General features: G+C 44.5%; 29 protein-coding genes. All 29 read left to right on the top strand.

Features of this window, described 5'->3' with window-relative positions:
- The first annotated feature begins 26 nt into the window (after positions 1–26).
- The 29 genes from DESACI_RS16000 to recN all read left to right on the top strand — a co-directional run bounded on the left by DESACI_RS16000 (position 27) and on the right by recN (position 26331).
- Positions 27–1700: a ribonuclease J gene (locus tag DESACI_RS16000; protein ID WP_014828240.1), complete on the top strand. Its 1674-nt coding sequence runs from the start codon at positions 27–29 to the stop codon at positions 1698–1700.
- A 208-nt stretch (positions 1701–1908) separates the two neighbouring features.
- Positions 1909–2931, top strand: a complete 1023-nt coding sequence (gene spoIIIAA, locus DESACI_RS15995) for a stage III sporulation protein AA (protein ID WP_014828239.1) — start codon at positions 1909–1911, stop codon at positions 2929–2931.
- On the top strand, positions 2931–3440 hold the full coding sequence (locus DESACI_RS15990) for a stage III sporulation protein AB (protein WP_014828238.1): 510 nt from the start codon (positions 2931–2933) through the stop codon (positions 3438–3440). The genes spoIIIAA and DESACI_RS15990 overlap by 1 nt, the downstream gene beginning before the upstream one ends.
- 20 nt (positions 3441–3460) lie before the next feature.
- Positions 3461–3658, top strand: a complete 198-nt coding sequence (spoIIIAC, locus tag DESACI_RS15985) for a stage III sporulation protein AC (protein ID WP_014828237.1) — start codon at positions 3461–3463, stop codon at positions 3656–3658.
- An 11-nt stretch (positions 3659–3669) separates the two neighbouring features.
- A complete protein-coding gene (gene spoIIIAD / locus DESACI_RS15980; protein ID WP_014828236.1) occupies positions 3670–4056 on the top strand; it encodes a stage III sporulation protein AD in 387 nt (128 codons plus the stop codon).
- A 10-nt stretch (positions 4057–4066) separates the two neighbouring features.
- The gene (gene spoIIIAE / locus DESACI_RS15975) at positions 4067–5239 is read left to right on the top strand and encodes a stage III sporulation protein AE (protein ID WP_014828235.1); all 1173 of its coding nucleotides are present in this window, start codon (positions 4067–4069) and stop codon (positions 5237–5239) included.
- Positions 5240–5247: 8 nt separating this feature from the next.
- Positions 5248–5826, top strand: a complete 579-nt coding sequence (locus tag DESACI_RS15970) for a stage III sporulation protein AF (RefSeq protein ID WP_242833069.1) — start codon at positions 5248–5250, stop codon at positions 5824–5826.
- 49 nt (positions 5827–5875) lie between these two features.
- Complete coding sequence (locus tag DESACI_RS15965; RefSeq protein WP_014828233.1) at positions 5876–6442, top strand: stage III sporulation protein AH; 567 nt, start codon at positions 5876–5878, stop codon at positions 6440–6442.
- The gene (locus DESACI_RS15960) at positions 6439–7005 is read left to right on the top strand and encodes a SpoIIIAH-like family protein (RefSeq protein ID WP_014828232.1); all 567 of its coding nucleotides are present in this window, start codon (positions 6439–6441) and stop codon (positions 7003–7005) included. Before DESACI_RS15965 ends, DESACI_RS15960 begins: the two co-directional genes overlap by 4 nt.
- Before the next feature lie 315 nt (positions 7006–7320).
- Complete coding sequence (gene accB, locus DESACI_RS15955; RefSeq protein WP_014828231.1) at positions 7321–9261, top strand: acetyl-CoA carboxylase biotin carboxyl carrier protein; 1941 nt, start codon at positions 7321–7323, stop codon at positions 9259–9261.
- Positions 9262–9272: 11 nt separating this feature from the next.
- Positions 9273–10619, top strand: a complete 1347-nt coding sequence (gene accC / locus DESACI_RS15950) for an acetyl-CoA carboxylase biotin carboxylase subunit (protein WP_014828230.1) — start codon at positions 9273–9275, stop codon at positions 10617–10619.
- Between the two features lie 243 nt (positions 10620–10862).
- Positions 10863–11258 (top strand): Asp23/Gls24 family envelope stress response protein, encoded by a 396-nt coding sequence (locus tag DESACI_RS15945; protein ID WP_014828229.1) that lies wholly within the window; start codon positions 10863–10865, stop codon positions 11256–11258.
- Between the two features lie 54 nt (positions 11259–11312).
- Positions 11313–11831: an alkaline shock response membrane anchor protein AmaP gene (gene amaP / locus DESACI_RS15940; protein ID WP_014828228.1), complete on the top strand. Its 519-nt coding sequence runs from the start codon at positions 11313–11315 to the stop codon at positions 11829–11831.
- Complete coding sequence (locus DESACI_RS15935; RefSeq protein ID WP_014828227.1) at positions 11828–12073, top strand: DUF2273 domain-containing protein; 246 nt, start codon at positions 11828–11830, stop codon at positions 12071–12073. The genes amaP and DESACI_RS15935 overlap by 4 nt, the downstream gene beginning before the upstream one ends.
- A 14-nt stretch (positions 12074–12087) precedes the next feature.
- A complete protein-coding gene (gene nusB, locus DESACI_RS15930) occupies positions 12088–12537 on the top strand; it encodes a transcription antitermination factor NusB (RefSeq protein ID WP_014828226.1) in 450 nt (149 codons plus the stop codon).
- 171 nt (positions 12538–12708) lie between these two features.
- The gene (locus tag DESACI_RS15925) at positions 12709–13551 is read left to right on the top strand and encodes a sulfide/dihydroorotate dehydrogenase-like FAD/NAD-binding protein (RefSeq protein ID WP_014828225.1); all 843 of its coding nucleotides are present in this window, start codon (positions 12709–12711) and stop codon (positions 13549–13551) included.
- Positions 13551–14942 carry an NADPH-dependent glutamate synthase gene (gltA, locus tag DESACI_RS15920; RefSeq protein ID WP_014828224.1) on the top strand — a complete coding sequence of 464 codons (1392 nt, stop codon included), beginning with the start codon at positions 13551–13553 and terminating at the stop codon, positions 14940–14942. The genes DESACI_RS15925 and gltA overlap by 1 nt, the downstream gene beginning before the upstream one ends.
- 217 nt (positions 14943–15159) lie before the next feature.
- On the top strand, positions 15160–16011 hold the full coding sequence (locus DESACI_RS15915) for a bifunctional 5,10-methylenetetrahydrofolate dehydrogenase/5,10-methenyltetrahydrofolate cyclohydrolase (protein WP_014828223.1): 852 nt from the start codon (positions 15160–15162) through the stop codon (positions 16009–16011).
- The gene (locus DESACI_RS15910) at positions 16011–16646 is read left to right on the top strand and encodes a cyclodeaminase/cyclohydrolase family protein (protein ID WP_014828222.1); all 636 of its coding nucleotides are present in this window, start codon (positions 16011–16013) and stop codon (positions 16644–16646) included. Before DESACI_RS15915 ends, DESACI_RS15910 begins: the two co-directional genes overlap by 1 nt.
- Before the next feature lie 397 nt (positions 16647–17043).
- Positions 17044–18249 (top strand): exodeoxyribonuclease VII large subunit, encoded by a 1206-nt coding sequence (xseA, locus tag DESACI_RS15905; RefSeq protein ID WP_014828221.1) that lies wholly within the window; start codon positions 17044–17046, stop codon positions 18247–18249.
- The gene (xseB, locus tag DESACI_RS15900) at positions 18246–18557 is read left to right on the top strand and encodes an exodeoxyribonuclease VII small subunit (protein WP_345788476.1); all 312 of its coding nucleotides are present in this window, start codon (positions 18246–18248) and stop codon (positions 18555–18557) included. The genes xseA and xseB overlap by 4 nt, the downstream gene beginning before the upstream one ends.
- A 5-nt stretch (positions 18558–18562) precedes the next feature.
- Entirely contained in the window at positions 18563–19429 is an 867-nt protein-coding gene (locus DESACI_RS15895; protein WP_041276564.1) for a polyprenyl synthetase family protein, read from the top strand.
- Positions 19430–19442: 13 nt separating this feature from the next.
- Positions 19443–19883: a divergent PAP2 family protein gene (locus DESACI_RS15890; protein ID WP_014828218.1), complete on the top strand. Its 441-nt coding sequence runs from the start codon at positions 19443–19445 to the stop codon at positions 19881–19883.
- Between the two features lie 26 nt (positions 19884–19909).
- A complete protein-coding gene (locus DESACI_RS15885) occupies positions 19910–20524 on the top strand; it encodes a CNNM metal transporter family protein (RefSeq protein WP_014828217.1) in 615 nt (204 codons plus the stop codon).
- A complete protein-coding gene (gene dxs / locus DESACI_RS15880; protein ID WP_014828216.1) occupies positions 20499–22409 on the top strand; it encodes a 1-deoxy-D-xylulose-5-phosphate synthase in 1911 nt (636 codons plus the stop codon). The genes DESACI_RS15885 and dxs overlap by 26 nt, the downstream gene beginning before the upstream one ends.
- Before the next feature lie 75 nt (positions 22410–22484).
- On the top strand, positions 22485–23294 hold the full coding sequence (locus DESACI_RS15875) for a TlyA family RNA methyltransferase (RefSeq protein WP_014828215.1): 810 nt from the start codon (positions 22485–22487) through the stop codon (positions 23292–23294).
- 3 nt (positions 23295–23297) lie between these two features.
- The gene (locus DESACI_RS15870) at positions 23298–24116 is read left to right on the top strand and encodes an NAD(+)/NADH kinase (RefSeq protein ID WP_014828214.1); all 819 of its coding nucleotides are present in this window, start codon (positions 23298–23300) and stop codon (positions 24114–24116) included.
- Positions 24117–24199: 83 nt separating this feature from the next.
- Complete coding sequence (gene argR / locus DESACI_RS15865) at positions 24200–24652, top strand: arginine repressor (protein ID WP_014828213.1); 453 nt, start codon at positions 24200–24202, stop codon at positions 24650–24652.
- An 11-nt stretch (positions 24653–24663) separates the two neighbouring features.
- Complete coding sequence (recN, locus tag DESACI_RS15860) at positions 24664–26331, top strand: DNA repair protein RecN (RefSeq protein WP_014828212.1); 1668 nt, start codon at positions 24664–24666, stop codon at positions 26329–26331.
- Positions 26332–26509 lie beyond the last annotated feature (178 nt).

The following is a 26509-nucleotide window of genomic DNA, read 5'->3' as shown; positions in this document are numbered from 1 at the left end:
AGTTGTCTTACAGGAGGTGTTTTTGTTTGTCTCTCAAAACTTCAAAACTTAGTGTAATTCCGCTGGGAGGAACCGGAGAAATCGGGAAAAACCTGCTTGTTTTTGAGTATGACGAATCAATCGTTGTGATTGACGGAGGAGTGAAATTTCCGGGAGAAGAGTTGTTAGGGATTGATCTTGTGATCCCTGATATATCCTATTTAGAAAAAAATCGCGAGCGTATTAAAGGATTGTTTATCACCCATGGTCATGAAGACCATATTGGCGGGCTTCCCTTCATTTTGCCGAAACTGAATATTCCTATCTACGGAACAAAATTAACCATTGGTTTAGTCATGGCGAAATTTCAAGAACGTGCTCCCTATCCGGAATCCTTAATTCATATTATTGAACCTGGAGAACTTGTCCAAGCCGGGGCTTTTCAGGTGGAAGCTTTTCGAGTGACGCACAGTATTCCCGATGCCGTAGGTTATTCTCTGCTGACCCCAGTGGGCAGAGTGGTTTACACGGGTGACTTTAAGGTTGATTATACCCCTATTGATGGTCAGAATATGGATCTTGGCAAACTTGCTGCTTGGGGGGAAGAAGGAATTCTGGCCCTAATCTGTGATTCCACCAATGCGGAGCGACCTGGAGTTACAATGTCCGAGCGGGTTGTGGGGAAAACTTTATGTGATTGGTTTGAACGTGCGGAAGGAAAAATTATTTTGGCTTCCTTTGCCTCTAATGTCCATCGGATTCAGCAGGCCATTAATGCTGCAGCGGATATTGGCCGAAAGGTTTGCGTTGTCGGCAGGAGCATGGAAAGCGTTGTTCGGACATCCATTGAGATGGGATATCTAAGACTACCCTATCCGGAGATTCTAGTTGAAAGTTCGGACGTTGAGAATATTTCCCCTTCGGGTTTATTGGTTCTTACTACGGGAAGTCAGGGAGAACCTCTGGCGGCTTTGACGCGAATGGCCACCGGAAGTCACCGGCAAATTAAGGTTGAGGTTGGTGATATGGTGATCATCGCCGCAACGCCTATACCCGGAAACGAAAAACTTGTTGGTAAAACGATTAATCATCTCTATCAAATTGGAGCGGAAGTTGTAACTAAAGAGATGGGGCAAGTTCATGTATCAGGTCACGCTAACCAGGAAGAGCTGAAACTGATTATCCGGCTCGCTCGCCCTCGTTATCTGATCCCTCATCACGGAGAAATACGGCATCAGGTGGCCCTGCGCAGAATAGGACATACCTTAGGCTATGAAGACAAGGATATAGCGATAACTCAGCTTGGCTCCCGAGTCGAACTTTCGGCAGACGGGATGGGGTTTGGCCTGAATGCCGAAGCAGGTAGTGTGAATATTGACGGTTTGGGCATCGGAGATGTGGGTCAAATTGTCCTCCGAGATCGCCAGCAGTTGGCTCAAGACGGGGTTGTTGTATTAATAGCAGCGATCTCTAAAGGCAAGCCCTACACTTTATTATCCGGTCTCGATATTATCTCGCGAGGGTTCACTTTTATGAAAGAAGCCGGGGAATTAGTTGAAGGAGCTCAAAAAGTAGGAATTCAAACATTGACGGCTCAGCTTGAAAGAGATCAAATAGAGTGGATGAACTTAAAATCAACCCTTCGGGATAGTCTGGGGAATTATTTTTGGGAGAAGACTCACCGGCGGCCCATGATTTTGCCGGTTTTGCTTTCAATATAAGGATTGCATCTGTTTCTCGGGTCGGGTAGCTTCGCCCACATCGTTCACTCAGCATTCCGAGGCTCGCTCACTTGCTTGCGTGGGAGCTACGTATTTTTCGAGTGCATGAAATCATGCACTCGTTTTTTTCTGGAGAAATACTTTTTCCCCTTCAGGTATGTCTAAAATTGCCAAGTGAGACATACCTTCAATTAAGGGGGGCAAAGACGTGTCGCTGCATTATCAATTATCTGTCAGCCAAGCCCAAAAAGCGCTGCCTGCAAGGTCTGGGCAGAAGTCTCCGGGATGGGAGACTATGGATAGGTGGTTTGGAGAAACAATTAGGGCAATATTGAAGCAAATTCAGGATTTTGAGCTGCTGGAAGTAGAAGAAATACGTTTGCGTGTTGGTCAGCCGTTCATGCTTAGAACGTCTGGGAAAGATCTGTTTTTTAACAGTGAAGGAAAAATCACATCGCCCAGCAACGCCTATTGCATTACCCAGGAGGACTTGACAGCGACGTTAGACAAGATGACTCAAAGTTCAGTTTATGCAGTTGAAGAAGATTTAAAACAAGGCTTTTTGACCCTTCCCGGAGGAAATCGTGTCGGGGTTACTGGAGAGGCAATCCTGCAAAAAGGGGAAGTACAAAAATTAAAGCATATTTCTTCTTTGAATGTTCGCTTGGCCCGCGATTATCAAGGACATAGTCTAAGAGTTTTGCCAAAGATATGCAGAAAGGATGGTACACTTTATCACACTCTGGTAATTTCCGCCCCTCGAGCCGGAAAAACGACCCTTCTGCGTGACTTAATCCGTTTAATAAGTAACGGTGTTCCCCAGATGGGACTTGAAGGACAGAGCGTGGGAGTAATTGATGAACGCGGAGAACTGGCCGGCATGAATAAGGGGCTGCCTTCTTATAATCTTGGCTGCCGAACAGATGTGCTGGACGGATGCCCCAAGGTATATGGCATGACCATGCTCATTCGTTCTATGGCGCCTCAAGTGGTGGTCATGGATGAGCTGGGGCATCACGATGAGATTGAAGCTTTAAAAGATGCCTTGCGCACAGGTGTGCGAATTTTATGTACAGCTCACGCTAGTTCCTTAGAAGAAGCTAAAACCAGACCCACCTTATCTTATTTGCTTGAGGATGGAGTGTTCGAACGTCTGGTGGTGCTGAGCAGACAAACAGGTCCGGGAACCATCGAAGGGGTTTATGACCTGAAAACGGGGAGGAGCCTGTAATGATGCTATTCGGATGTATAGCTCTGATTGCCGGCTGCGGTTCAATGGGGCTATGGCTTGCCCAGCGAATTCGCCGCAGGCCGGAGGAATTGCGGGAATTTCTGGTTGCTCTCACTCTTTTAGATACGGAAATAGTTTGGGGGTCAACCCCTTTGCCGGAAGCATTTTCAGTCTTAAAAGAACGAACCGGTGCTCCCTGGCAAAGTTTCTTTTCCGAACTTCAGAAACGTTTGGAACGAGGGGAACCGGCAAGCACTGCATGGAATGAAGAAATTGTTCTTCAAAGTTCCCGCTTTTGCCTAAAGCAGGAGGATTGGAGGGTGATTCGCGACATAGGCAAAGGTTTAGGACGATCAGACAGTCATGAGCAGCACAAACAACTCCAACTAGTCTCGCGTCAGCTCTCTATGTTAAAAGATCAAGTGGGAATATGGGCTGAAAAACAGGCAAAAATGTGGTCTTATTTGGGATTTCTCTGTGGAGTTGCAGGAGTGCTGATTTTAATATAACCAAGAGAGGAGTCGAAAGAATGAGCTTTAACCTAATCATTACAGTGGCGGGAATTGGAATTTTAGTCGGCGTGTTAGCTTCTGTCTTAAATCAATCCGGCCGGAGTGAGATGGCTCAAGGCGTAACGATTATTGGGGTTATCGTGGTACTCTACATCGTAGTCCAATCCATCGGGGAATTATTCACCTTAGTTAAAAGCGTTTTTAACCTATATTAGGGGGCCAAAATGTGGAAATATGGCAAATCGTGGGACTAGCTCTTATTGTGACTGTAATAAGTGTAGTCTTAAAACAGTTTCGCCCTGAAATAGCTTTACAACTCTCAATTCTAGCCGGTGCCACAATATTTATAATGATTCTCAGCAAAATCAAAGTAATTATTAATCTGCTTCAAACGTTGGCTGATCAAGCTAACATTAGTTCCTATTATTTGCTGATCGTCCTGAAAATCGTCGGTGTAGCCTATCTTGCAGAATTCGGAGCACAAATTTGCCGAGATGCAGGGGAGGGAGCCTTAGCAACAAAAATTGAAATAGCGGCCAAAGTTGGGGTTGTTGTATTAGCGATTCCCATCATTGTAGCCATAACAGAGTCCTTAGTCAGACTCGTTCCGTGAGGTGATGCAGTTGAGGGTATCTATTGTCAAAGTGATTCTCTTTTTTATTGTCTTACTAGGTGGGACAACTTCTCCTGTTTTGGCGGCTGATAATCCCTCACAGCTGCCCAAGCCGGACCTCTCCCAACAGATTGATTTGAGTCAGCTGCGGGGATTTTTAGATCAATTGGATCAAGATACCCAAAGGGGGGTGTCCGGTTTTTCCTTGGGTCAAATGTTTGAAGACTTAAAGAGCGGAAAATTAAATTTGTCGCCGGAAAAATTCGGCCAGATGCTCCTTGGAGTTTTAGTACGGGAGATCTCTAAAAATGTCCCCCTTATCGGAAAACTGCTGGTGCTCGCGGCGTTAGGCGGAATTTTAGGACAGCTGCAAACAGCTTTCAGCGGCAATGTCGGCAAAACGGGTCAAGTTATGACCTATCTTGTTCTACTCACCATTGCCCTTACGTCTTTTCGCGAGGCATTGACCATTGCCGGCGGGGTTATTGACCAAATGGTTGGCTTGATGCAAACACTCTTTCCGGTCATGATGACCTTATTAATTACGATGGGGAATATTACCAGTGCAGCGCTGTTTAAACCGCTCATCTTGGGCAGTTTAACCGTCTTGGCCACGATCATTAAAACGGTTATCCTCCCACTTTTTTTTCTGGCGGCAGTATTAAAGCTCTTTAATCAAATTTCCAAGGAATTTAAACTCAGTAAGTTAGCAGGGCTCTTTGAATTCGTAGGCAAAGTATCTCTGGGAGTGGTTCTGACCATTTTCATTGGAGTTATGAGTGTCCAGGGAGTTACGGGCGGGGTAGCCGACAGCGTTGCCTTTAGGACTGCCAAATATTCTGCAGATCTTGTTCCGGTTGTGGGGAAGTTTTTTAAAGATGCTGTGGAATTGGTCGTAACATCTGGCCTGTTATTAAAAAATGCAGTGGGCATCATTGCTTTGTTAGCGATCATCATCATTTGTCTAGGCCCGCTGATTAAACTTCTAACCATGATCCTTGTGTTTCGGATTTCTGCCGCTTTGATTGAACCGCTTGGCGAAAAAGGTCTGGCAGACAGCCTCCAGGATATGTCGAAAAGTTTAATCTTTATCTTAGTAACCGTTGCCTCGGTGGGAATTATGTTTTTTATGACCATAGCAGTGGTCATTGGAACGGGAACCTTATCTGTGATGTTGCATTGAGGAGGTGCATGATGCAGACGTTACAAAACTTAGTGCGCAATCTAGCCTTTATCTTACTAGTGGCTACCTTTCTGGAAATGCTTCTGCCCAATAAATCCATGAGGAGTTTTGTCCAGATGGTTATGGGACTATTTGTGATTTCAGCAGTACTTGCTCCGATAACTTCTTTTTTACACGTTCCGTTGACCATGGAGGTCCCTGCGTGGTCAACTGTAGTCCCCCAAGATCTTCCAACCATTGCTGAAGGACAAGGAATAAATGTTGGACGTGATGCTGTACAAGGGCAATATCGCCAGATACTTGAAAACCAGGTCCAGGCATTAGCCCTAGGAACTAAAGGCGTTAAATCTGCTGTAGTGGACATTGATTTTGTTGATGGGGGAGGAGGTATTACCGACCAGCCCAAAATTTCCAACATTAAGGTGACGTTGACGCCGGATAACGCTGAAATACAATCTGTTCAGCCCATAAAAATCGGTTCTGAGTCCGTTGCTGAATCACAATCGACACGATGTGAGGAAGTACGAGATAAGATTTCTACTTTGATGAGCTTGTCCAAAGAATTAATCCATGTTCAAGAACATTGAAAGCTCGGGAAAATTAAAGCAGGGTTATTTTGAGAGGAGGCTGTTATTTGTGAAATTAACAAATTTCATTTCTTCGGAAAAAACTTTGATAGGATTAGTAGCCTTAGTGGCTGTGGGGATGTCTTTTATCTATTTAGGCCGAGGACCGGGAAATCAAATTCAAAGTACGCAAACCGCGCCAGCAAGCTCCTTGGTTGCCACCTCGGGTACGAAAATTTCTGCCTTAGAAAAAGAGTTGGAGAGTAAACTACGGGCCAATCTGTCATTAATGGATGGAGTGGGGAAGGTTCAAGTATCCGTAAGTCTCTCAACCGGGCTGAAGACAGAATATGCCCGCAACCAAAGTGTCACCAAAAACACCTCTAAAGAGACGGATAAAACTGGGGGAACCCGAGAAACAACCCAGGAAACTGAGAACAATCAGGTGGTTATGCCGAACGGTTCCTCTATGCCTGTCATGGTGATGGAAGACCGTCCTGAGGTAGCCGGAGTTCTGGTGATTGCCGAAGGAGCAAGGGATCCCAAGGTAAGGGAAGCGATCCACACCGCAGTTCAAACTCTCCTTAGTATTCCCAGCGCCAAAATCACTGTGGTCCCAATGGGGGGAGAGCAATGAACAGAGGGTTAAGAAAGCCCGTAATTTTAATTAATAATAATTTCAAATTGTGGAAATTACTGAGATTAATCGCAGGTTTGGTACTGATCATAGGAGCCTTATGGGTATGGGCAAAATCCCCCTCTCAGTCTGCAGCAAATTTTGAAGAATATCCTGGCAATTCCGTTATTGATTCTTCTGTCAAAATTCAATATGAGCCCATCCAACCGGATGGCACTGGAGAAAATTACTTCGTAAATTATCGCCTAAAGCGCGATCAGTTTCGTCAGGAAACGAAATCAATGCTCTCTGAGTTGCTAAATTCAAGCGTGGAAAAAACTAAGATTAAGGCTCAGGAACAATGGCTCGAATTGAGCAGGAAAATCCAAAAAGAGGATGAAATCGAAAATCTCCTAAAAATCAAGGGGTTTAAAGATCTTGTAACCGACGTCTGTCCGGACAATGTCACAGTGATTGTTTATTCTTCAGGTTTAACGCCCGATGAGATAAGCATTATCCAAGATGTTGTTGTCCGCGTCACCAAAGTAAGGTTGGATAAGATTATGATATCAGCGAAGAAGTAAGTTGGCTGAAAATTTAAAGTTCTGTCTTTGAGCAGGAAAATTATCATTAAGCTCGAATTAGTAGAATTGGACTAAACTCTATGTTAAGTTAAGGAGCACAAAGTTCCATCTGGAATTTTTCGAGACAGACAATGCAAGCATCAATTTAAGGATCAGTACCTAAGGTCAGTACAGCTAGGCCGGCGCAAAATACAATATACTTAACATCTGTGCGTTGAAAATGGAAACGTTGCCCCATATAATAAGACATATGTTTTACTTAGGTAAAGTATTGTCTTAAGATTAAGAAAAATCTTACCCTATTGAGAAATGTTAATGGGTAAAGAGAGAGGGGTAACGGCAGTGAAACCGATTAAGATTACTGATACGACACTTAGGGATGCTCATCAAAGCCTTTGGGCTACTCGTATGCGTACAGAGGATATGCTGCCGATTTTAGAAGAGATCGACGAGGCAGGGTATTTTTCTCTCGAAGTATGGGGAGGAGCAACCTTTGATGTCTGTTTGCGTTTTTTAGGCGAAGATCCCTGGGAACGTTTGCGTGAGATTAAACGTCGTGTGCATAAAACTCCCTTGCAAATGCTTCTTAGGGCCCAGTCGTTAGTAGGCTATCAGCATTACCCGGATGATGTGGTACGAGAGTTTGTTTCCCTCAGTGTGAAGAATGGAATTGATATTATCCGGATTTTTGATGCTCTTAATGATGTGAGAAATATGGTTGTTCCCATGGAAGCTGCCAAAAAGGCCGGAGCTCATGTTCAAGCATCCGTCGTTTATACCATGAGTCCGGTTCACACGATAGATCATTATCTGGAAACAGCGACGGCTCTTGCTGAACTGGGAGCGGATTCCATTTGTATAAAAGATATGGCTGGACTGCTTACGCCGTTTAGAGCCTATGAGTTAGTTTCCCTCTTAAAAAAGAAATTGGGGATTATGATTCATTTGCACAGTCACTACATTGGAGGAATGGCAGTAGGAGCTTATCTGAAGGCGGCGGAAGCGGGAGTTGATGTCATCGATACGGCCAGTGTTCCTTTAGCTTTTGGAGCAAGTCAACCTCCTGTTGAAACAGTGGTCAGGGCTTTTCAAGATTCGGACTATGACAGTGGTCTAAATCTTAGAAATCTATTCCACATAGCCAATTACTTTGAAGCCTTGCGCAAAAGCCGTGGCTTTGAGCGTGGGATTACCCGGATATCCGATATGAGAGTTTTTGAACATCAAGTTCCTGGCGGAATGATCTCGAATTTGGTGTCTCAATTGGAGGAACAAAGGGCCCTTGACCGCATTCATGATGTTTTAAATGAAATTCCCAAGGTTCGGGCAGAGTTAGGCTATCCGCCTTTAGTTACACCGACAAGTCAAATTGTTGGGACCCAAGCTGTATTAAATGTTTTGAGCGGGGCAAGATATAAATTAGTGCCTGGCGAAGTAAAGGCTTATGTGCGTGGTCTCTATGGACGTCCGCCGGCTTCCATCAATCATGATATTCAGAAAAAGATTATTGGCAATGAGAAGCCATTATTCGAGCGTCCGGCTGACAATTTAGAACCGGGGATGGAGAAGGCCAAACGTGATAGCTTAGGATTAGCCCGTTCTCCGGAAGATATTATGAGTTTTGCTATTTTTCCTCAAATCGCTAAGAAGTTTTTTGAAGAGAGGAAAAATGGAATCATACCCAACAGCGAAATTAAAACCGCAGCTAGCGCAGTAAAGGAAACGAAAGCAGCGAAGGAAATCTGGACCACGGGATTAGCTAAGGAGGATTCAAAAATGAATTTAAAGGAAATCAAAGAATTAATTAAAATAATTGATGAAACAGAAATAAGTGAGTTAAACCTGGAAAGTGATGGTGTAAAAATTGCCATCCGCAAGGGGATGAATTTTCCTCCAAGCGTTCCGGCAGCGGCTCCTGTCCGTCAGGAATCTAAGACTATTGCCGCAGCCTCAAATGTTCAGGCTGAACTAATTGCGGAAGCTCCCGTTGCATCTTCAGATCCTGTCGGCCAGCAAAATACGGAAACTATAACTGCTCCGATGGTCGGAACATTTTATCATGCTTCCTCGCCGGATGCAGCACCGTATGTGGAAGTGGGGCAGCAAATTAGTATCGGACAGCCTGTTTGCATTATAGAAGCTATGAAGTTAATGAACGAAATTGAGTCCGATGTTGAAGGAAAGTTAATTAAAATCTTAGTAGAGAATGGGCAACCCGTTGAGTATGGTCAGCCGCTGTTCATCATTGAAAAATAAGGAGAAAAGGCATGTTTAAAAAAATCCTGGTTGCAAACCGCGGAGAAATTGCCCTTCGTGTCATTCGTGCGTGTCATGAACTAGATATTGAGACGGTTGCTGTATTTTCCGAAGGAGATCGAGAATCTTTACACGTAAAGGCCGCCGATGAGGCAGTTTGCGTAGGCCCAGCGGCAAGCGTCAAAAGCTATTTGAATATTCCTAACATCATTAGTGCTGCTGAATTGACGGGTGTTGACGCTATTCACCCCGGATATGGGTTTTTATCAGAAAATGCTCGGTTTGCCGAGATTTGTGAGTCTTGTGGGATAACGTTTATTGGACCGTCTTCCCATGCCATTGAGACGATGGGAGATAAAGCCATCGCCAGAAAAACTATGATTGATGCCGGAGTGCCGGTGGTTCCCGGATCTAAAGACATCATTAAAGATGATCAGATGGCGGAAACTGTTGCTGATAGTATAGGTTATCCCGTTTTGATTAAAGCCTCAGCTGGAGGCGGTGGTAAGGGAATGCGGGTTGCTCAGAATGCTAAGGAACTGAGTAAAGCAATTCAGGCGGCTCAAACAGAGGCTCAGGCCGCTTTTGGCAATTCCGATGTCTACCTGGAAAAATACGTTGAAGAACCCAGGCATATTGAAATTCAAATATTAGCTGACAAATACGGTGAGGTTGTACATCTCGGTGAAAGGGATTGTTCTTTACAGCGCCGTCACCAGAAACTTTTGGAAGAAGCACCGTCTAGCGCCCTAACGCCTGAGTTAAGAGCTAAAATGGGCTCAGTAGCAGTAAAAGCTGCTAAATCAGCAAACTATTCCAATGCTGGGACCATTGAATTTCTGTTAGACCGGCACGGAAACTTTTATTTCATTGAAATGAATACAAGAATCCAAGTAGAGCACCCGGTAACAGAACTTGTAACGGGACTTGATCTGGTTAAAGAACAAATTCGTTTAGCAGCCGGTGAGCCGTTAGGATATACCCAGGAGGACATTGAAATTCGCGGCTGGGCTATAGAATGCAGAATTAATGCTGAAAATCCGGATAAGAACTTCATGCCCTCACCGGGTACTCTAAAAATATATCATGCACCGGGTGGCCCGGGAGTACGGGTTGACAGTGCTGCCTATCAGGGCTATACAGTTTCTCCTTACTACGATTCCATGGTCGGAAAACTGATTGTTTGGGGTGCTACTCGGGAAGAAGCTATACAAAGAATGAAACGTGCCCTGGAGGAATTCGTGATTGAAGGAATTCACACGACAATTCCGTTTCATTTGAAAGTTTTAGAAAATGCTTTCTACCGCCGAGGGGAAGTCTATACGAATTTTATTCAACGGCGGATTCTCGGAGAGTAGGTTGAGAATTAAAGATTAGGCAGAAACAATGATGAATGACGAAGGGGTATTCTTAAAGATTATTACAATAATCTTTGCCAGAATGCCCTTGATTTGTTATAATAGCAACGATTAGCGAACCATGGGAATTGGATGATTTTTTGCCATATCATTCTATTTTATCTTGTCTTGTATTATATTATATTGGACTAATCTAACTCGGATTGGAACTATATTAGATTCAGTTTATCTGGAGGTGAAGAAATGGAAAGTCTGGAAACGGAAAACTCTCTCGGTTCTATCCGAATTGCCGACGAAGTTGTAGAGGTCATTGCCGGATTAGCAGCTTCAGAGGTTGAGGGTGTCGTTGGCATGAGCGGAGGTTTTGTGGGAGACCTTGCTCAGATGTTAGGCAGAAATAAGAACTTATCCAAAGGGGTCAAGGTTGAGGTTGGCGAACATGAGGTTGCCGTAGATCTCTTTATTGTTGTGGAGTATGGCGTATCAATTCCAGAAGTTGCTTATAAGGTACAAGAAGCAGTAAAGGAAGCCATTGAGAGTATGACAGGTCTTGCTGTTGTTGAGGCCAATGTACATGTGCAAGGAGTTAATTTTAAACCGGTATTGGAAAGCAAAGAAGAAGACTTTCGTCTGAAGTAAAGAAAATGCCCCCTCTGGAAATTCCAGGGGGGGCTTCTGAAAGGAGGACGACACTTGTTAGCCTTTATTTTGGGAGTTCTCATGGTTCTGGGGGCACTTTGGATATTTGCCATGGCCACAGGGTGGGGGCTCCCTTATGATTTACTGCTTCAGGGGCTCCACTGGTTAAAATGGAATCCCTTGGAGAGCTTAGTTGTGGCCGTTTTTTTGCTTTTAGGAGGATTACTCCTACTCGTTAGACCGCAAGATAATAATGATCGTACCTTTCGCACTTCTTCCGGCAGCGATGGGGAGGTGCGCATTTCTCAGGAAGCACTCGAAGAGATTATTGCCCGCAGTGCGACAGCCATTTCAGGAGTTATGCAAGTTCAATCAAAGCTTAGAGAACGAGAATCAGGCCTCCAAATAATAGTATCATGTCAATATGAGCAGGGCATCCTAATACCCCAGACTTCAAAGAAACTGAAAGAAAAGGTCAAGCAAGATGTAGAATTATATACCGGTATAAGTGTAATTGAGGTGAAAGTGTTCGTGCGGCGATTAGAAAGAGTACGCACGGCACGCGTTCGATGAGTGACTTTTGGCACAACTTGGGAGAGAAACTCACTGGATTTATCGTTTGGGCTTTAAATAACCATCCCGGCAAGCTGATTGGAACTTCAATCGGATTTGTTACGGGGTTATTGGCGGTAACCCTTGGCTTTTGGCGGACAATGGTACTCACTTTATTTGTACTTCTGGGATTTATCATTGGAAAACGCCAAGATGACCATCAGGATATCATGGCCTGGCTGAAAAAAACTATCAACAAATAATAGGAGGAATATCCTTGAGCCGAAGATTAGCCCGTGAAACAGCATTGCAGGTTCTTTTCCAAAGAGACTTAACGAAAGAACCTTTATCTCCTTCAGCAGAAGTTCAACGTTGGGCGGAAGAATTTGAAGTCCCTGAGAGTAGTAAGGTTTTTGCTCGGGAGCTTGTTGATGAAACCATTGCCCACTTAGAACAGATTGATGAAACCATTGCTTCGTTCGCCCAAGGCTGGGGAATTAAGCGAATGGCTAATGTTGACCGCAATGTGATGCGTATAGCTACTTGCGAAATCCTCTTTCGTCCCGATATCCCTGGCAGAGTCAGTCTCAATGAAGCGATTGAATTGGCAAAACGTTTTGGCGGGGAAGAGTCAGCCAAGTTCGTTAATGGAATCCTTGACAGAATTGTAGACAGTGTGGCGAAAGGAAATACTAAAGGGCTTGATGAAGGATCTAATAGCCAATAAAATAAATGTTCTAAACTGATTATGTAAATAATAGATATGAGTTTTAATACTTTAATCAATGATTTTTTTATATACCTTTAACTAACATATTTCGGAAGGATATTGCCTAGAACATATCGAATAAATAAATAAAATGCTAGTTAAATATTCTGGACATTGAGGAGGAGTCAAATGTACCGCATTGTTAAAAAAAGACTTTTGGCTCAAGGCATTGCCTTGCTGGAAGTCGAAGCTGCGGCTGTGGCTGCTAAGGTTGAACCCGGACAGTTCGTAATTGTCCGGGTTGATGAAGTTGGCGAGCGAATTCCGCTGACCGTCATGGATTTTAATCGTGAAAAAGGTACGATTACGATTGTTGTCCAAGATGTGGGATACTCGTCGGCGATCATCACCCAGATGAATGAAGGGGATGAGTTTCAAGATTTTGTCGGCCCGCTGGGGGTTGCTTCTGAAATTGAAAAATATGGTACGGTTGTCTGTATTGGAGGCGGCCTTGGGATTGCCCCAATTCACCCAATTGCTCGGGGTCTGAAAGATGCCGGAAATCATGTGATTTCAGTTTTGGGTTCCAGAAGTGCCGATCTTTTGATTTTGGAAGACGAAATGCGTGCTGTGAGCAATGAAGTAGTCATAGCTACCAATGATGGAAGTGCCGGCGTTAAAGGATTTGTCACTGATGGTTTAGCTAAAGTCTTAAGTGACGGACATAAAGTTGATGCCATCTGGGCAATAGGTCCCATGATTATGATGAAAGCAGTTGTGGAGTATACTCGGCCTTTGGGGTTAAAGACCATTGTCAGTATGAACCCGATCATGGTTGATGGAACCGGCATGTGTGGTGCTTGCCGCGTCAGTGTCGGCAATGAAACGAAATTTGCTTGTGTAGATGGCCCTGAGTTTGATGGCCATTTAGTAGATTTTGATTTAGCAATGAAACGTCTCGCTTTTTACAAGGATGAAGAGAATCGGGCTAAGGCTCGCTTAGAATGTCATCATGAAGGGGGGCATCACTAATGGCTGCGAATAAAATACCCCGTCACGAAATGCCCTGCCAAGATTCTAAGGTCAGAGCACACAACTTTGAAGAAGTCGCTTTGGGCTATACTCAAGAAATGGCGGTAGAAGAAGCAAAACGATGCTTGCAGTGCAAAAAACCTTTATGTCGCACTGGATGCCCTGTCGAAGTGCTTATTCCGGATTTTGTTAAACAAATTGCTGAGGAAAATTTTGAGGAAGCCGCTAGAATTTTAAAAGTTAAAAATTCATTGCCAGCCGTTTGCGGACGTGTTTGCCCTCAAGAAAGCCAGTGCGAGAGTAAGTGTATTCTGGGCATTAAAGGAGAATCTGTGGCCATTGGACGTCTGGAGCGTTTTGCCGCAGATTTCGGCATGAAATCGAAAGCTGCTCAAATAGAAAAAGTTGAACCCAGCGGTAAACGAGTTGCGATTATCGGTGCCGGACCGGCGGGTTTAGCATGTGCCGGTGATTTAGCCAAAGCAGGGCATGCAGTGACTGTTTTTGAGGCATTGCATGTTGCCGGGGGAGTTCTGATGTATGGAATTCCTCAGTTCCGTCTGCCAAAGGACATTGTGCAAACGGAAATCGATACCTTAAAAAAGATGGGGGTTGAAATCCTCACTAATCAAGTTGTAGGAAAAGTAACCTCCGTCGATGAACTCATGGAAAACGGCTATGATGCGGTATTTATTGGGACCGGCGCTGGGCTTCCCTATTTCATGAATATACCCGGAGAAAATCTCAACGGGGTTTACTCTGCCAATGAGTTTTTGACAAGAACTAATTTAATGAAGGGCTATAAATTCCCCGACTATGCTACCCCCGTTAAAGTTGGCAAGAATGTGGCTGTGCTTGGCGCAGGAAATGTAGCTATGGATTCAGCTCGCACTGCTTTACGTTTAGGGGCTGAAAATGTCTACATTATTTATCGCCGTTCCCGTGATGAAATGCCGGCTCGGAAAGAAGAACTCGAGCATGCTGAAGAAGAAGGGATTCAATTCCGTCTTCTGACGAATCCGGTTTCTATTGAGGGAGATGAACGCAGTTGGGTTAAGAGTTTAACCTGCTTGCGTTATGAATTGGGAGAACCGGATGCCTCTGGACGACGATCCCCAGTGCCGATTCCCGGTTCGGAATTTGAGATCGAGATGGATACAGTGGTGGTGGCAATCGGCCAAGGTCCCAATCCTTTAGTAACCACCTCTACTCCGGGGTTGGAATTAAACAAACGTGGCAATATTGTTGCAGATCCTGAAACGCTTATGACTTCGAAACCCGGTGTTTTTGCCGGCGGGGACATTGTTACGGGTGCAGCGACAGTTATTCTGGCCATGGGAGCCGGTAAAAAGGCAGCAGCCGGTATTGATGCTTATCTCAAAACAAAATAATTGTAATGTTAGGCTGAATTTAGTTCCTGCTAATTCAGCCTATCTTTAGGAAGAAAGATTTCAGTTTTTTTATAATATTTAAATTAAAGCATAAATTTGAACGTACTTATGACTTCCAAACTTAATCACAAAAGGCGTTGGTCAAAGCTATAGAAAGAAATGCAAAAAGCTTGAACCGGCTGCTAATTTGAGCAGAGATTTGAAAGGAGTGTTTCAATTGGCTCAACTATTAGATGGAAAAGCTGTCGCTAAAATTCTCAAGGAAGAGATTCGCGAGGAAATTGTTCAGTGGAAAGAAAAAGGTATTCAACCTAAACTTGCTGTAATTTTGGTTGGAGATGATCCGGCTTCTGTGGTCTATGCTCGTTCAAAGCAAAAAGTCAGTGAAAGTTTGGGTATGGCCTTTGAGTTGTTTGCCCTGCCAGGCAGTACACCGGAAGCCGATGTTCTGGCTCAGATTGAAAAACTCAATGAAGATCAGAGTGTTCATGGGATCATGATAGAACTTCCTTTACCAAAAGGTATTTCCAAAGAAAAGATCATGGCGGCAGTACGACCGGATAAGGATGTTGATGGAGTACATCCTATTAATCGCGGATATATTTTGAGCGGAGAGGAAGGACTGTTTCCGGCAACTCCGCAAAGCTGCATCGAGTTACTTTTACGCTCAGGCGTGCAAATTGCAGGGAAACATACGGTGATTGTCGGGCGGGGAGAGACTGTTGGTAAGCCGCTGGTCTTTCTAATTCTGAAGCACAATGCTACGGTAACGATTTGCCACTCTAAAACTCCTGATCTTGGAGCCTTTACTCGTCAGGCCGATATCTTAATTGCTGCTGTTGGACGCGCTAAATTGATTAAAAAGGATATGGTTAAGCCAGGAGCTATTGTCGTTGATGCAGGAATTAATGAGACGCCGGAAGGAATATGCGGCGATGTGGATTTCGAAGCCGTTCAAGAGGCAGCTGATTTGATTTCTCCTGTACCTGGCGGCGTTGGCTCATTGACAACTGCTTTAATTATGCGCAACGTTCTCAAAGGGATTGTCTTACAAGGGGGTAAACTTTAATGGACTCCAAGCAAATTTGGCAATGGACTACTGAGGAATTTTTAACGGTGTCGGCCAGCTCTTCGCCAACACCGGGCGGTGGGAGCGTTTCTGCCTATGTAGGTGCTCTTGCAGCCTCAATGACCTGTATGGTTGCTAATCTGACCATTGGCAAGGAAAAATACAAAGACGTTGAGCCAAGAGTTAAAGAGATCCTGTCGCAGGCCGAGATGGTTTTAGAATTACTAAAAAAAGGACTGAGTCAAGATATAGCGGAGTTTTCCAACTTCATGGGCGTTTTGAAGTTACCGAAAGGTACTGAAGAAGAGAAAGCTTTACGGACCGGTAAATTACAAGAAGTTCTTGTCTCGGCAACTGATACACCTTTGGGGATTGCCCAAAATTGTTTCAAAGTACTGCAATTGGCTCAGGAACTAGCTCCCATTGGTAATAAAGGAGCTATCAGTGATGTCGGGGTAGCAGCCTATTTAGCGGAAAATGCCTTAAAATCAGCAATGCTTAGTGTAGATATTAACCTTCCACAGATTAAGGATCAGGATTATCAAGAACGCGTGAAGGCCGAACGGACTCGATTGTTTGAACAAGCTGCTGCTATTTGCGCTGACACTGTCGCAGTGGTGCAAAGCAGGCTATAATGAAGCGGTTCATCAAAGCTGAACTGAACCTAATCCTAAATTCTCGGGGCTTTGGTGGGGGACTATGGGTCAATTCATTTTAAAGTTTTGATAGTTACTCTGGGGGTAAGGCAAGTCCTTATCCCTTTTTCATACTAGAAGAAAGTATAACTTTTGGCTGTAGACTGCAAGAAGCGTTAATTTGTGCGATGACAGTGTCTGCAAGTATGCTTATTCGTGCGAAGGCAGTGTCTTCGTGTGAGCGCCAGCTAAGTTTTCTTTGCTATTAAACCACTCAGCCGCTCTGCGGTTTTGCTGCCTAGTGGGAAACGTGTTTTAGTGCGAGTAACGGCTTCTGCCCTAACGAACTTGACTCAGGCCAGTTTTCTAATGGTATAATAATCTCGAGGTGAAAGATGTGCCCAAAATATGGTCAGTTTCAGAACTTGTCGGTCAAATAGGCCAGGTTCTCCAAGAACGAAAGGATTTTCAAAATTGTTGGATTAGCGGTGAACTTTCCAACTTCAAGAATCATCGTGCCTCCGGACACTGGTATTTCACCTTGAAAGATGAGTTTTCCAGTCTTAAAGGAGTTATGTTTAAAAGCCGTGCCGAAAGAGTCCGTTTCGTGCCTTCAGATGGAATGAAAGTGATAGTGCGAGGTAATCTTCGCATCTACGATCGTGAGGGTACAATTCAATTTTATGCTGAAGAAATGGAACCGAGTGGACTCGGACAGCTCTATTTAGCCTTTGAACAACTGAAGAAAAAGCTTGCTGAAGAGGGACTGTTTGAACAGGAACGTAAAAAAAAGATTCCTGCTTATCCTCGCCGTATTGGAATTGTAACAAGTCCCACCGGAGCAGTTATTCGAGATATTATTAATGTCATGGGGCGTCGTCATCCGAAGATGCCATGGCTATTGGCACCGGCGGCAGTACAAGGTGAAGCAGCCCCTCAAGAGATTGCCCAAGCTATAGCCCGCCTGAATCGCTCGGAGGCAGTGGATGTAATTATCATTGGCAGAGGCGGAGGGTCTTTGGAAGAGTTGTGGGCCTTTAATACAGAAATTGTTGCCAGATCCATTGCTGCTTCCAGAATCCCTATTATTTCAGCAGTTGGACATGAGACCGACGTGACTATTTCTGACTATGTGGCTGACTTAAGAGCTCCAACACCTTCGGCGGCCGCCGAACTTGCGGTTCCCATACTGATTGATTTGGAGTTTCAGATAGAGCAATTTCGTGCTCGATTGCGGAGCGGATTGGAGGCGCAAATTGAACGTAAACGGCAACATCTGGCGGGGATCGCCAATAAAGGTCCCCTAAGAGATCCGTTTTGGAGAATAGACCAGAATCGCCAGCGCCTGGATACCCTTCATATGCGCCTCCAAGAGGGTATGACTAGATTTGTCAATGAGAAAAATGGTATACTAAAACTATTGGCGGCAAAATTGGATTTATTGAGCCCGTTAACAATTTTAGGCCGAGGCTATTCTTTAGCCTATGACGAAGAAGGGAAACTTCTTCGTTCAGCTGCGCATGTTGAGCTGCAGGACCAGATTTATGTTCAGCTCAGCGAGGGACGTTTAAGTTGTAAGGTAACAGAGAAGGAGATAAAATGATGGCATTTGAAGAAGGAAAAGGGGACTTCTCTGAAGGATTGGCCGATACGATCAATATGAATATTCTGGAAGGAAACGAAACGATCTCTTTAGAATCAGGGTTTGAACGATTAGAATCTATCGTTAAAGCTCTGGAACAAAAAGATCTTCCTCTGGAAAAGGCCTTGGAATATTTTAAAGTCGGTGTGGCTCTTGTCCAGCATTGTTCAACGGTACTGAATCAGGCAGAAAAGCAAATGCAAGTTCTGCTTGAAGACCCCGACGGGCAATTACAATATCAACCTGTCAGCTATGATGTGAAAGGATGAGAGCGGTGTTTAATGAAACCTTCCAACGCTATTTGTCCATGATTGAGGAGCATCTGGCCCAAATACCTTGGGGGAAGGATACCTTAAGTGAGAGTATGTCTTATTCTTTAGTCGGAGGAGGAAAACGTATTCGGCCGGTTTTAGCCTTAGCTGCAGCAGAAGCAGTGGGCGGTAACCCGGAGAAGATTCTGCCTGCCGCCATCGCCTTGGAATTAATACATACCTATTCTTTGATTCATGACGATTTACCGGCCATGGATAATGACGACTATAGAAGGGGAAGATTATCCAATCATAAGGTGTTTGGAGAAGCAAATGCAATTTTAGCCGGAGACGGTTTGCTAACGTATGCTTTTGAATTTTTGGCCGACCCTATTCTCGGTCAGCCCGAAAAGCAGCTTCGAGTGATCCGGGAAGTTGCTGCGGCTGCAGGGAAAAACGGGATGGTGGGAGGACAAGTCCTAGACATTGCCGGGGAAGAGAAAAAGTTATCCTTGACGGAGATTGAAGAAATACATAAAGCTAAGACGGGTGCTTTATTAATAGCTTCCGCCCGTCTCGGCGGAATTTTAGCAGGCGGGAGTGAAGAGCAGATTGAGGCTTTAACTAATTATGCTCAAGCTCTAGGTTTGGCTTTTCAAATTAAAGATGATATTTTAGATGTTATCGGAGATAGTGAGACCCTCGGTAAGCCTGCCGGAAGCGATCTGCGCCAAGGGAAATCCACTTATGTCTCTTTATTGGGGCTTGAAGAAGCAAAACACCAGTTACACGCTCAAACTCAAAGAGCTCAATCTGCGCTAAAACTGTTTGAGAGAAACTTTTCTTTTCTCAGTGAACTTGCGGTCTATATCGAGCAACGCCAGCATTAAAGAGGGTGCTACTATGCCAATTTTCCCGGGAATATTTTATAATACGATACTTATTTCAGCTGTCACGGCTTGGCTGGCCGCCCAACTTTTGAAAGTCGTCATTAGCCTGATAGCAGCCGGCAAACTTGATTTCCAACTTATATGGAGTTCCGGAGGGTTTCCCAGTTCTCATTCAGCTACAGTCAGCGCTTTGGCTTTAGGGATCGGGAAATATTACGGCTGGAATTCTCCAATATTTGCAGTTTCCGCTGTTTATGGCATGGTTGTATTATATGATGCGGCAGGAGTCAGGCGAGAAGCAGGCAAACAAGCAGAAGTTCTTAATCAATTGGTTGAGAGATTGTCACAAGGATCGGATCTGGCCCAAGATCGCTTAAAAGAACTTATAGGGCATACTCCCCTAGAGGTCTTCGGAGGTGTTCTCGTAGGGATAATTGTGGGGCTGTTGATCTGAGTTGGTTTAAGGAGGTCTATAGATCGTTGGCAGTTCGCAAACGTAAAAGCTGGAAACACCTTGGCCTTGTCTTTGTTGGAAGTTTTTTAATCGCGGCCGCCGTAGGGGTGAGTTCTGAGCTCTTGATACGCAAGACCTCTTCATTGTGGGTTGCAGCTTTATTGCTTTTAACGGTAATAGGAGTCCATATTGTTTTTGATATTATTGGGATTGCTGCTACAGCGGCTCAGGAAGCCCCTCACCATGCCAGAGCTGCCAACCGGGTAAAGGGTGCGCGGCAAGCAGTTTTTCTTGTACGGCATGCCGACCTGGTGGCAAATATGGCGAATGATGTAGTGGGGGACATTACGGGAACATTAAGCGGAGTTTTGGCAGCAGCGATTGTTATAGATATTGTCCGGTTGTATCCGCACTTTGGAACGAAAGAAATTTGGCTAACGACGATTATACTGGCCTTGGTGGCTTCGATCACCGTTACCGGTAAAGCAATAGGTAAATCTCTGGCTATGCAAGAAGCCAATACAATTATTGCCTGGGTTGGGAGTATTATCGCAGCTTTCGAACAAATTACGGGTTGGAATCTGACTGGACCGAAAAAACGAGGGGGCAAAAAGGATGGGACTACTCGAAAAAATTCATGAGCCAAAAGATTTGCGCTCGTTGGATTTTACCGAGCTTAACACTCTAGCTCAAGAGATTCGAAAGCAAATGATTGATGTGATCTCGAAAAATGGCGGGCATTTAGCTCCTAATCTAGGTGTTGTTGAACTGACAATAGCCTTACATAGGATATTTGACAGCCCAAATGACAAGCTCATCTGGGATGTCGGCCATCAAACCTATGTTCATAAATTATTGACAGGTCGTTTTGATAGATTTTCTACGATAAGACAATATCAAGGAATCTCAGGTTTTCCCAAACGGTCTGAGAGCGTCCACGATTGCTTTGAAACAGGTCATTCCAGTACATCAATTTCAGCAGCCGTTGGCTTTGCCAAAGCTCGGGATGTTTTAAGAGAACATCACCACGTCGTTGCAGTCATCGGAGATGGAGCTATGACCGGCGGAATGGCCTTTGAGGCCTTAAATCATGCAGGTCATACCGAAACAAATATCATCGTAATTCTTAATGATAATGAAATGTCCATTTCTCCAAATGTTGGGGCGATGTCTTCCTATCTCAATCGGTTAAGGACAGATCCGCTTTATGATAAACGTAAAGAAGAAATTGAGGAGCTGTTAAAACGTATTCCCGGAATTGGTTCCAAAGTTGCTAAGATGGTTGCTAAAGCTAAAGATAGCTTGAAATATTTGTTGGTCCCGGGGCTGATCTTTGAAGAACTAGGGTTTACCTATCTGGGTCCGATTGATGGCCACGATCAGGCCTTATTAGAAGAAGTTTTAGATCAAGCAAAACATAAAAAGGGTCCAGTGCTTGTTCATGTAGTGACCTGCAAGGGAAAAGGGTTTAAACCTGCCGAAGACAATCCTGATGTCTTCCACGGAGTGGGTCCTTTCAATCCGGAAAACGGCAAGATTATTAAAAAGCCGGCTCCCCCAACCTATACGGCAATTTTTGGGGATACGCTTTGTACTTTAGGTAAGGAAAATCCTAAAATTGTTGCCATAAGTGCTGCTATGCCAAGCGGGACAGGCCTCAAGGATTTCGCGGCAAAGTTCCCGGATCGTTTTTTTGATGTGGGCATTGCCGAACAACATGCCGTGACGTTTGCTGCCGGATTAGCCTTCGGAGGCCTTAAACCAGTCGTTGCTATTTATTCTACGTTTTATCAACGAGCCTATGATCAGGTTCTCCATGATGTTTGCCTGCAAAACGCTAATGTTGTCTTAGCCATTGATCGCGCTGGGGTTGTAGGAGATGACGGACCAACCCATCACGGTGTTTTTGATATTGCATTTTTTAGAATCATTCCAAATTTAGTCTTTATGGCTCCCAAGGATGAGAATGAATTGCGCCATATGCTCTATACAGCAATCAACTATGACGGGCCGATCGCTCTCCGTTACCCGAGATCTGCGGGACAGGGCGTTCCCTTGGAGGAACCGCTGAGGGAGATTCCTATCGGCAAGGGTGAAGTACTGCGCGAGGGCAGTGATGTGACGTTGATCGGTATTGGTCCTACAGTTCATACTTGTCTATCGGCTGCGCAGGAACTAAGGCACCGGGGTATTGACGCGGCAGTGATTAACTTGCGTTTTATTACGCCTCTTGATCGTGAATTAATCCTCTATTACGCTCGTCAAACCAAAAATCTTATCACAATTGAAGATCATGTATTAAAGGGCGGTATGGGCAGCGCTATTCTTGAGCTATTAGAAGAAGAGGGAATACAAGGGGTTAACGTTGAACGTCTTGGTTATACCGGCTTTGTTGAACAGGGCTCGATTCCGCAGCTGCAGATGTCTCAGGGATTGTCAGTTAAAGGAATCATCCAGGCGGCAGAACGGTTAAACATAGTTCACAGCATCCCAAAATCCGCGGATAAAGTGTCAGTCGGTAAGTGAACTCAACGAGTGGGGACTACTCCCACTTATAGAAGTGGTAGTCTCACGATTGGATGAAGGGACGAGAAAATACTATTGTCAAAAGGAAAAGAACGAATTGACGTTCTAATGGTGAAAAACAACTTAGCAGCGAGCCGCGAGAAAGCAAAGGCCATGATTATGGCTGGGAGCGTGTTTGTAGGCGGGCAGCGTGTCGATAAACCCGGAGTAGAATTATCGGATAATTCCCTGATTGAAATAAAAGGGGTACTCTTGCCTTTTGTTTCAAGAGGAGGACTCAAATTAGCCAAAGCTGTTGAAACATTTTCGCTTCAATTTAATGATCAGATCGTTGTTGATATTGGGGCGTCCACTGGTGGATTTACTGATTGTGCTTTGCAAAATGGGGCTAAACGCGTTTATGCAGTAGACGTAGGGTATGGACAGTTAGACTGGAAGCTGCGTACTGATCCGCGGGTAGTCTCCATGGAACGAGTGAATGCTCGCTATTTAACGAAGGATTCTTTACCTGAACAAGCGGATTGGGTTGTTTCTGATGTGGCTTTTATTTCAATAACTAAAATTTTTCCAGCCATGAAAGAAATTTTGAAAGATAATGGACAGGTGCTCACCCTAATCAAGCCGCAATTTGAAGCAGGCAGAGAGCATGTGGGTAAAAAGGGCGTTGTAAAAGACCTCCTGGTACATAGACAAGTCCTCACGAATGTTCTGAATCAAGCGGAAAGTTCGGGCTTTCAAGTCTTTGGTTTGGACTTTTCACCAATTCGTGGTCCCGAGGGTAATATTGAATATCTTGCTTGGTTAAAACAAATGGCGTTGCCCGGAATTAATTGGAAGAATGAGCTGGAGCGTCTTGTTGAAGAGGCTCAGAAAGAGACGGAATGATAAATGGAGAGAGTCGTAGGTTTATGGCTCAATAAAAGCAAACCGGAAGCAATTCAATTGGCTCAGGAGATAAAAGACTGGTTTCAGCGCCGTGACTGGAACGTTCTGTCGCGCTGGCCTGAAATTATTAAACACAAAACTAGTTTTCTTATTTCCTTGGGCGGGGATGGAACTCTTCTAGAGGCGGCCCGTGAAAGCGCACCCCATGGAATTCCTGTGATGGGTGTAAATTTCGGTCGTTTAGGTTTTTTGTGTGAGATTGAAAAAGTTGATGTTTTTCAGGCTCTAGAGAAAATACTCAATCTGGATTATGAAATCCAAGAACGTTTAATGTTAAAAGCAGTGATTCAACGGAACAGCAACGAAGTTAATATGCAATTGGCTTTAAATGACGTGGTTTTCTCACGAGAGAGTCAGGAGGGAATCATCACTCTCCAAGCAAATCTTTCCGGTGAACCGTCAGTTAGTTACCCGGCAGACGGCTTGATTGTTTCGACGCCCACAGGTTCTACTGCATATTCCTTATCTGCCGGCGGCCCGATTCTCAGTCCTAATGTTCAGGCAATTCTTCTGACGCCTTTAGCAGCGCATTCTCTGTCTGCTCGCCCGATGCTTGTTTCTGATCAAGAAGAAATCCAAATCTCATTATCGAGCGGGGAACAATGTCTCGTTAGTTTTGATGGGCGGAATAGTATCAAACTGCGTTCGGGTGAATCGGTAATTATCCAAAAAGCTGCAATTCGGGCCCAACTGATCCGTTTAGGAAATCGAAGTTTTCCCCAAGTTGTTCGAGAGAAGTTAAGGGATCGTTGGCATGAGTAAACCTGGAATTATGGGATATGGTGTGTTAATGGGATGATTTGGCTAATATTCTTGAATTATGCAAGGAAACAGGAGGCAAATAGATGAAAGCTCGTCGCCAGATGAAAATTCAAGAAATTATCACTAAGGAGATTATTCGAACCCAGGAAGATTTAGCGTATAAATTACATAGTGCAGGCTTTGAGGTGACACAGGCAACGGTTTCCAGAGATATTAAGGAAATGGGTTTAATTAAAATTCCTACCGCAGATGACGACTATCGTTATGCAATTCCCACCGAGGTACATCCGACAAATCTCCAGGACCGTCTTAAACGCTTATTGCGGGAAACTGTAATCTCCATGAATGATACTGAAAGTCTGATCGTAATTCGAACCATACCGGGAAATGCCCATGCTTTAGCGGCTGTGATGGATAATACGAACTGGGATGAAGTGATTGGAACCGTAGCAGGCGATGATACAATACTTCTCGTCATCAAGCCCAAGGAAGCTGTAGCGGTGGTTTTAGAACGGTTGACAACCTTGCTCGGATAGGGGGGGAGATTATGCTTGAAGAGTTGCATGTTGAAAACTTCGGATTGATGGAAGACGTACGCTTAACCCTTGAACAGGGTTTGACGGTATTTACCGGGGAAACCGGAGCCGGGAAATCGATGCTGATTGACGCCTTAGGAGTCCTCTTGGGCGGACGTGCAAATTCTGAACTTTTACGTCATGGAGAAAACCAGGCTAAAATTGAAGGAGTGTTTGGAGACTTAGGTCAGGATTGTCTGCAAAGGCTTGAGGATGCCGGCTATCCGGCGGAAGACGGTCAATTGTTTCTCTATCGTGAAATCAATTCCTCCGGCAAAAATGTCTGCCGTGTCCAAGGTCGGACAATTCCCCTTACCCTGTATCGTTCCCTCTGTGAAGGACTCGTGGATATCCATGGTCAAATTGAAAATTTGTCGCTCTTCAATTCGGATAATCACCGTAAACTTTTAGATGCTTTAGGCGGACTTCAGGATGATCTTTCTCTAGTGAAAAATGCTGCAAAGGCTTATCAAACGATCCTGCGACAAGAAAGGGAATTGTCGATTTCGGAAGCAGACCGCAGCAAAAGGGAAGAAATCTTACGTTATCAAATCGAAGAAATCAATAATGTTAATCCGCAATATGGGGAAGAAGAGGACTTGATTCAAGAGAAAAAACGCTTAAATAACGCTGAACGTATTACAAGCTTGATAACCGAAGCTTATACATCTCTGTATGAAGGTTCGGCTGGTAAACCGGCGGCGATTGATTCATTGGCAAATACATTGAAGGCTCTTCAGGAATTAGGGCGTTGGGATGAGGATCTGAAACTTTCGGAAGCTATAGAATCGATATATTACGCGGCAGAAGACCTGGCGGATCAAGTTCGCAGGTACAAAGACAACCTGGAATTTGAACCCGGCAGACTTGATCAAATTGAGGAACGTCTCATTCAACTCGCAAAGCTTCGCAAGTACGGTACAACTCTCGATGAAGTTCTAGTTAAACGATCAGAATTGCTTAATGAACTGGAGCAAATCACTCATTATCAAGAACAGTTTGAAGTAATTCAGGAAGATAAGAAAAAAGCCCGCCAGACTTATGAGACTTTAGCCCGGAAACTCAGCCAAAAGAGACAGGAAGAAGCAGAACGGATTGAGAAAGGTTTAATAAGCGAGTTAGCCGATTTGGGTTTAGAAAGAAGTGTTTTCGAAGTGCGCTTCACCCCCTTTATGGAGCCCACGTTGGAGGGAGCAGAATCGCTGGAATTTTATTTCTCAGCCAATCCGGGAGAACCTCCCAAACCATTGAGCAAGGTTGCCTCGGGAGGGGAAATGTCTCGACTAATGCTGGCTTTGAAAAGTTTGTTGGCTAAAGTGGAATCAGTAGGTACTTTTATTTTCGATGAAGTTGACAGCGGCGTTGGCGGAAGAACTATCCATAAAGTTGGAGAAAAACTTGCCAAAATAGCTCAGGATAAACAGGTCTTTTGCATTACACACGCTGCTCAAGTAGCTGCTTTTGCGGAAGTCCATTATGGGATAGTGAAGGATGTAGAGACTGAAAGAACTCGTACTAGGGTAAATGTTTTATCAGAGGCAGAAAGGCTTAAAGAGCTGGCGCGAATGCTCGGGGGTGAGGAAGAGATCACCCGGCAGCACGCCCAAGAACTGTATGAACGTTGCCGAAAGAATCATTAATTTTTTTGTACTATCAGAAAGTACAACCTTTGGTTGTATACTGCAAGAAGAGCTAATTCGTGCAAAGACAGTGTCTTCGTCTTCTAGCATTAGTGCAACTTAGCTGCCGCTCTCGCCGGAAGCTTGACGCCAGCTAAGTTTTCTTTAATAACTTTCGAGGAGGTGTCGCAAAACTACT

Origin of the sequence: Desulfosporosinus acidiphilus SJ4, from assembly GCF_000255115.2 — a bacterium.
Taxonomy (GTDB): Bacteria; Bacillota; Desulfitobacteriia; order Desulfitobacteriales; family Desulfitobacteriaceae; genus Desulfosporosinus; species Desulfosporosinus acidiphilus.
Note: the sequence above shows the minus strand (reverse complement) of the source record. Positions and strands in the feature narration are given on the sequence as shown.

Bases quoted from the DNA above. Each gene is read 5' to 3' on its own strand.
- DESACI_RS15990 (WP_014828238.1), top strand. From the start codon at position 2,931: ATGATGCTATTCGGATGTATAGCTCTGATTGCCGGCTGCGGTTCAATG.
- spoIIIAC (WP_014828237.1), top strand. From the start codon at position 3,461: ATGAGCTTTAACCTAATCATTACAGTGGCGGGAATTGGAATTTTAGTC.
- DESACI_RS15970 (WP_242833069.1), top strand. From the start codon at position 5,248: ATGATGCAGACGTTACAAAACTTAGTGCGCAATCTAGCCTTTATCTTA.
- DESACI_RS15960 (WP_014828232.1), top strand. From the start codon at position 6,439: ATGAACAGAGGGTTAAGAAAGCCCGTAATTTTAATTAATAATAATTTC.
- accB (WP_014828231.1), top strand. From the start codon at position 7,321: ATGGGTAAAGAGAGAGGGGTAACGGCAGTGAAACCGATTAAGATTACT.
- accC (WP_014828230.1), top strand. From the start codon at position 9,273: ATGTTTAAAAAAATCCTGGTTGCAAACCGCGGAGAAATTGCCCTTCGT.
- DESACI_RS15945 (WP_014828229.1), top strand. From the start codon at position 10,863: ATGGAAAGTCTGGAAACGGAAAACTCTCTCGGTTCTATCCGAATTGCC.
- DESACI_RS15935 (WP_014828227.1), top strand. From the start codon at position 11,828: ATGAGTGACTTTTGGCACAACTTGGGAGAGAAACTCACTGGATTTATC.
- DESACI_RS15925 (WP_014828225.1), top strand. From the start codon at position 12,709: ATGTACCGCATTGTTAAAAAAAGACTTTTGGCTCAAGGCATTGCCTTG.
- gltA (WP_014828224.1), top strand. From the start codon at position 13,551: ATGGCTGCGAATAAAATACCCCGTCACGAAATGCCCTGCCAAGATTCT.
- DESACI_RS15910 (WP_014828222.1), top strand. From the start codon at position 16,011: ATGGACTCCAAGCAAATTTGGCAATGGACTACTGAGGAATTTTTAACG.
- xseB (WP_345788476.1), top strand. From the start codon at position 18,246: ATGATGGCATTTGAAGAAGGAAAAGGGGACTTCTCTGAAGGATTGGCC.
- DESACI_RS15890 (WP_014828218.1), top strand. From the start codon at position 19,443: ATGCCAATTTTCCCGGGAATATTTTATAATACGATACTTATTTCAGCT.
- dxs (WP_014828216.1), top strand. From the start codon at position 20,499: ATGGGACTACTCGAAAAAATTCATGAGCCAAAAGATTTGCGCTCGTTG.
- DESACI_RS15870 (WP_014828214.1), top strand. From the start codon at position 23,298: ATGGAGAGAGTCGTAGGTTTATGGCTCAATAAAAGCAAACCGGAAGCA.
- argR (WP_014828213.1), top strand. From the start codon at position 24,200: ATGAAAGCTCGTCGCCAGATGAAAATTCAAGAAATTATCACTAAGGAG.
- recN (WP_014828212.1), top strand. From the start codon at position 24,664: ATGCTTGAAGAGTTGCATGTTGAAAACTTCGGATTGATGGAAGACGTA.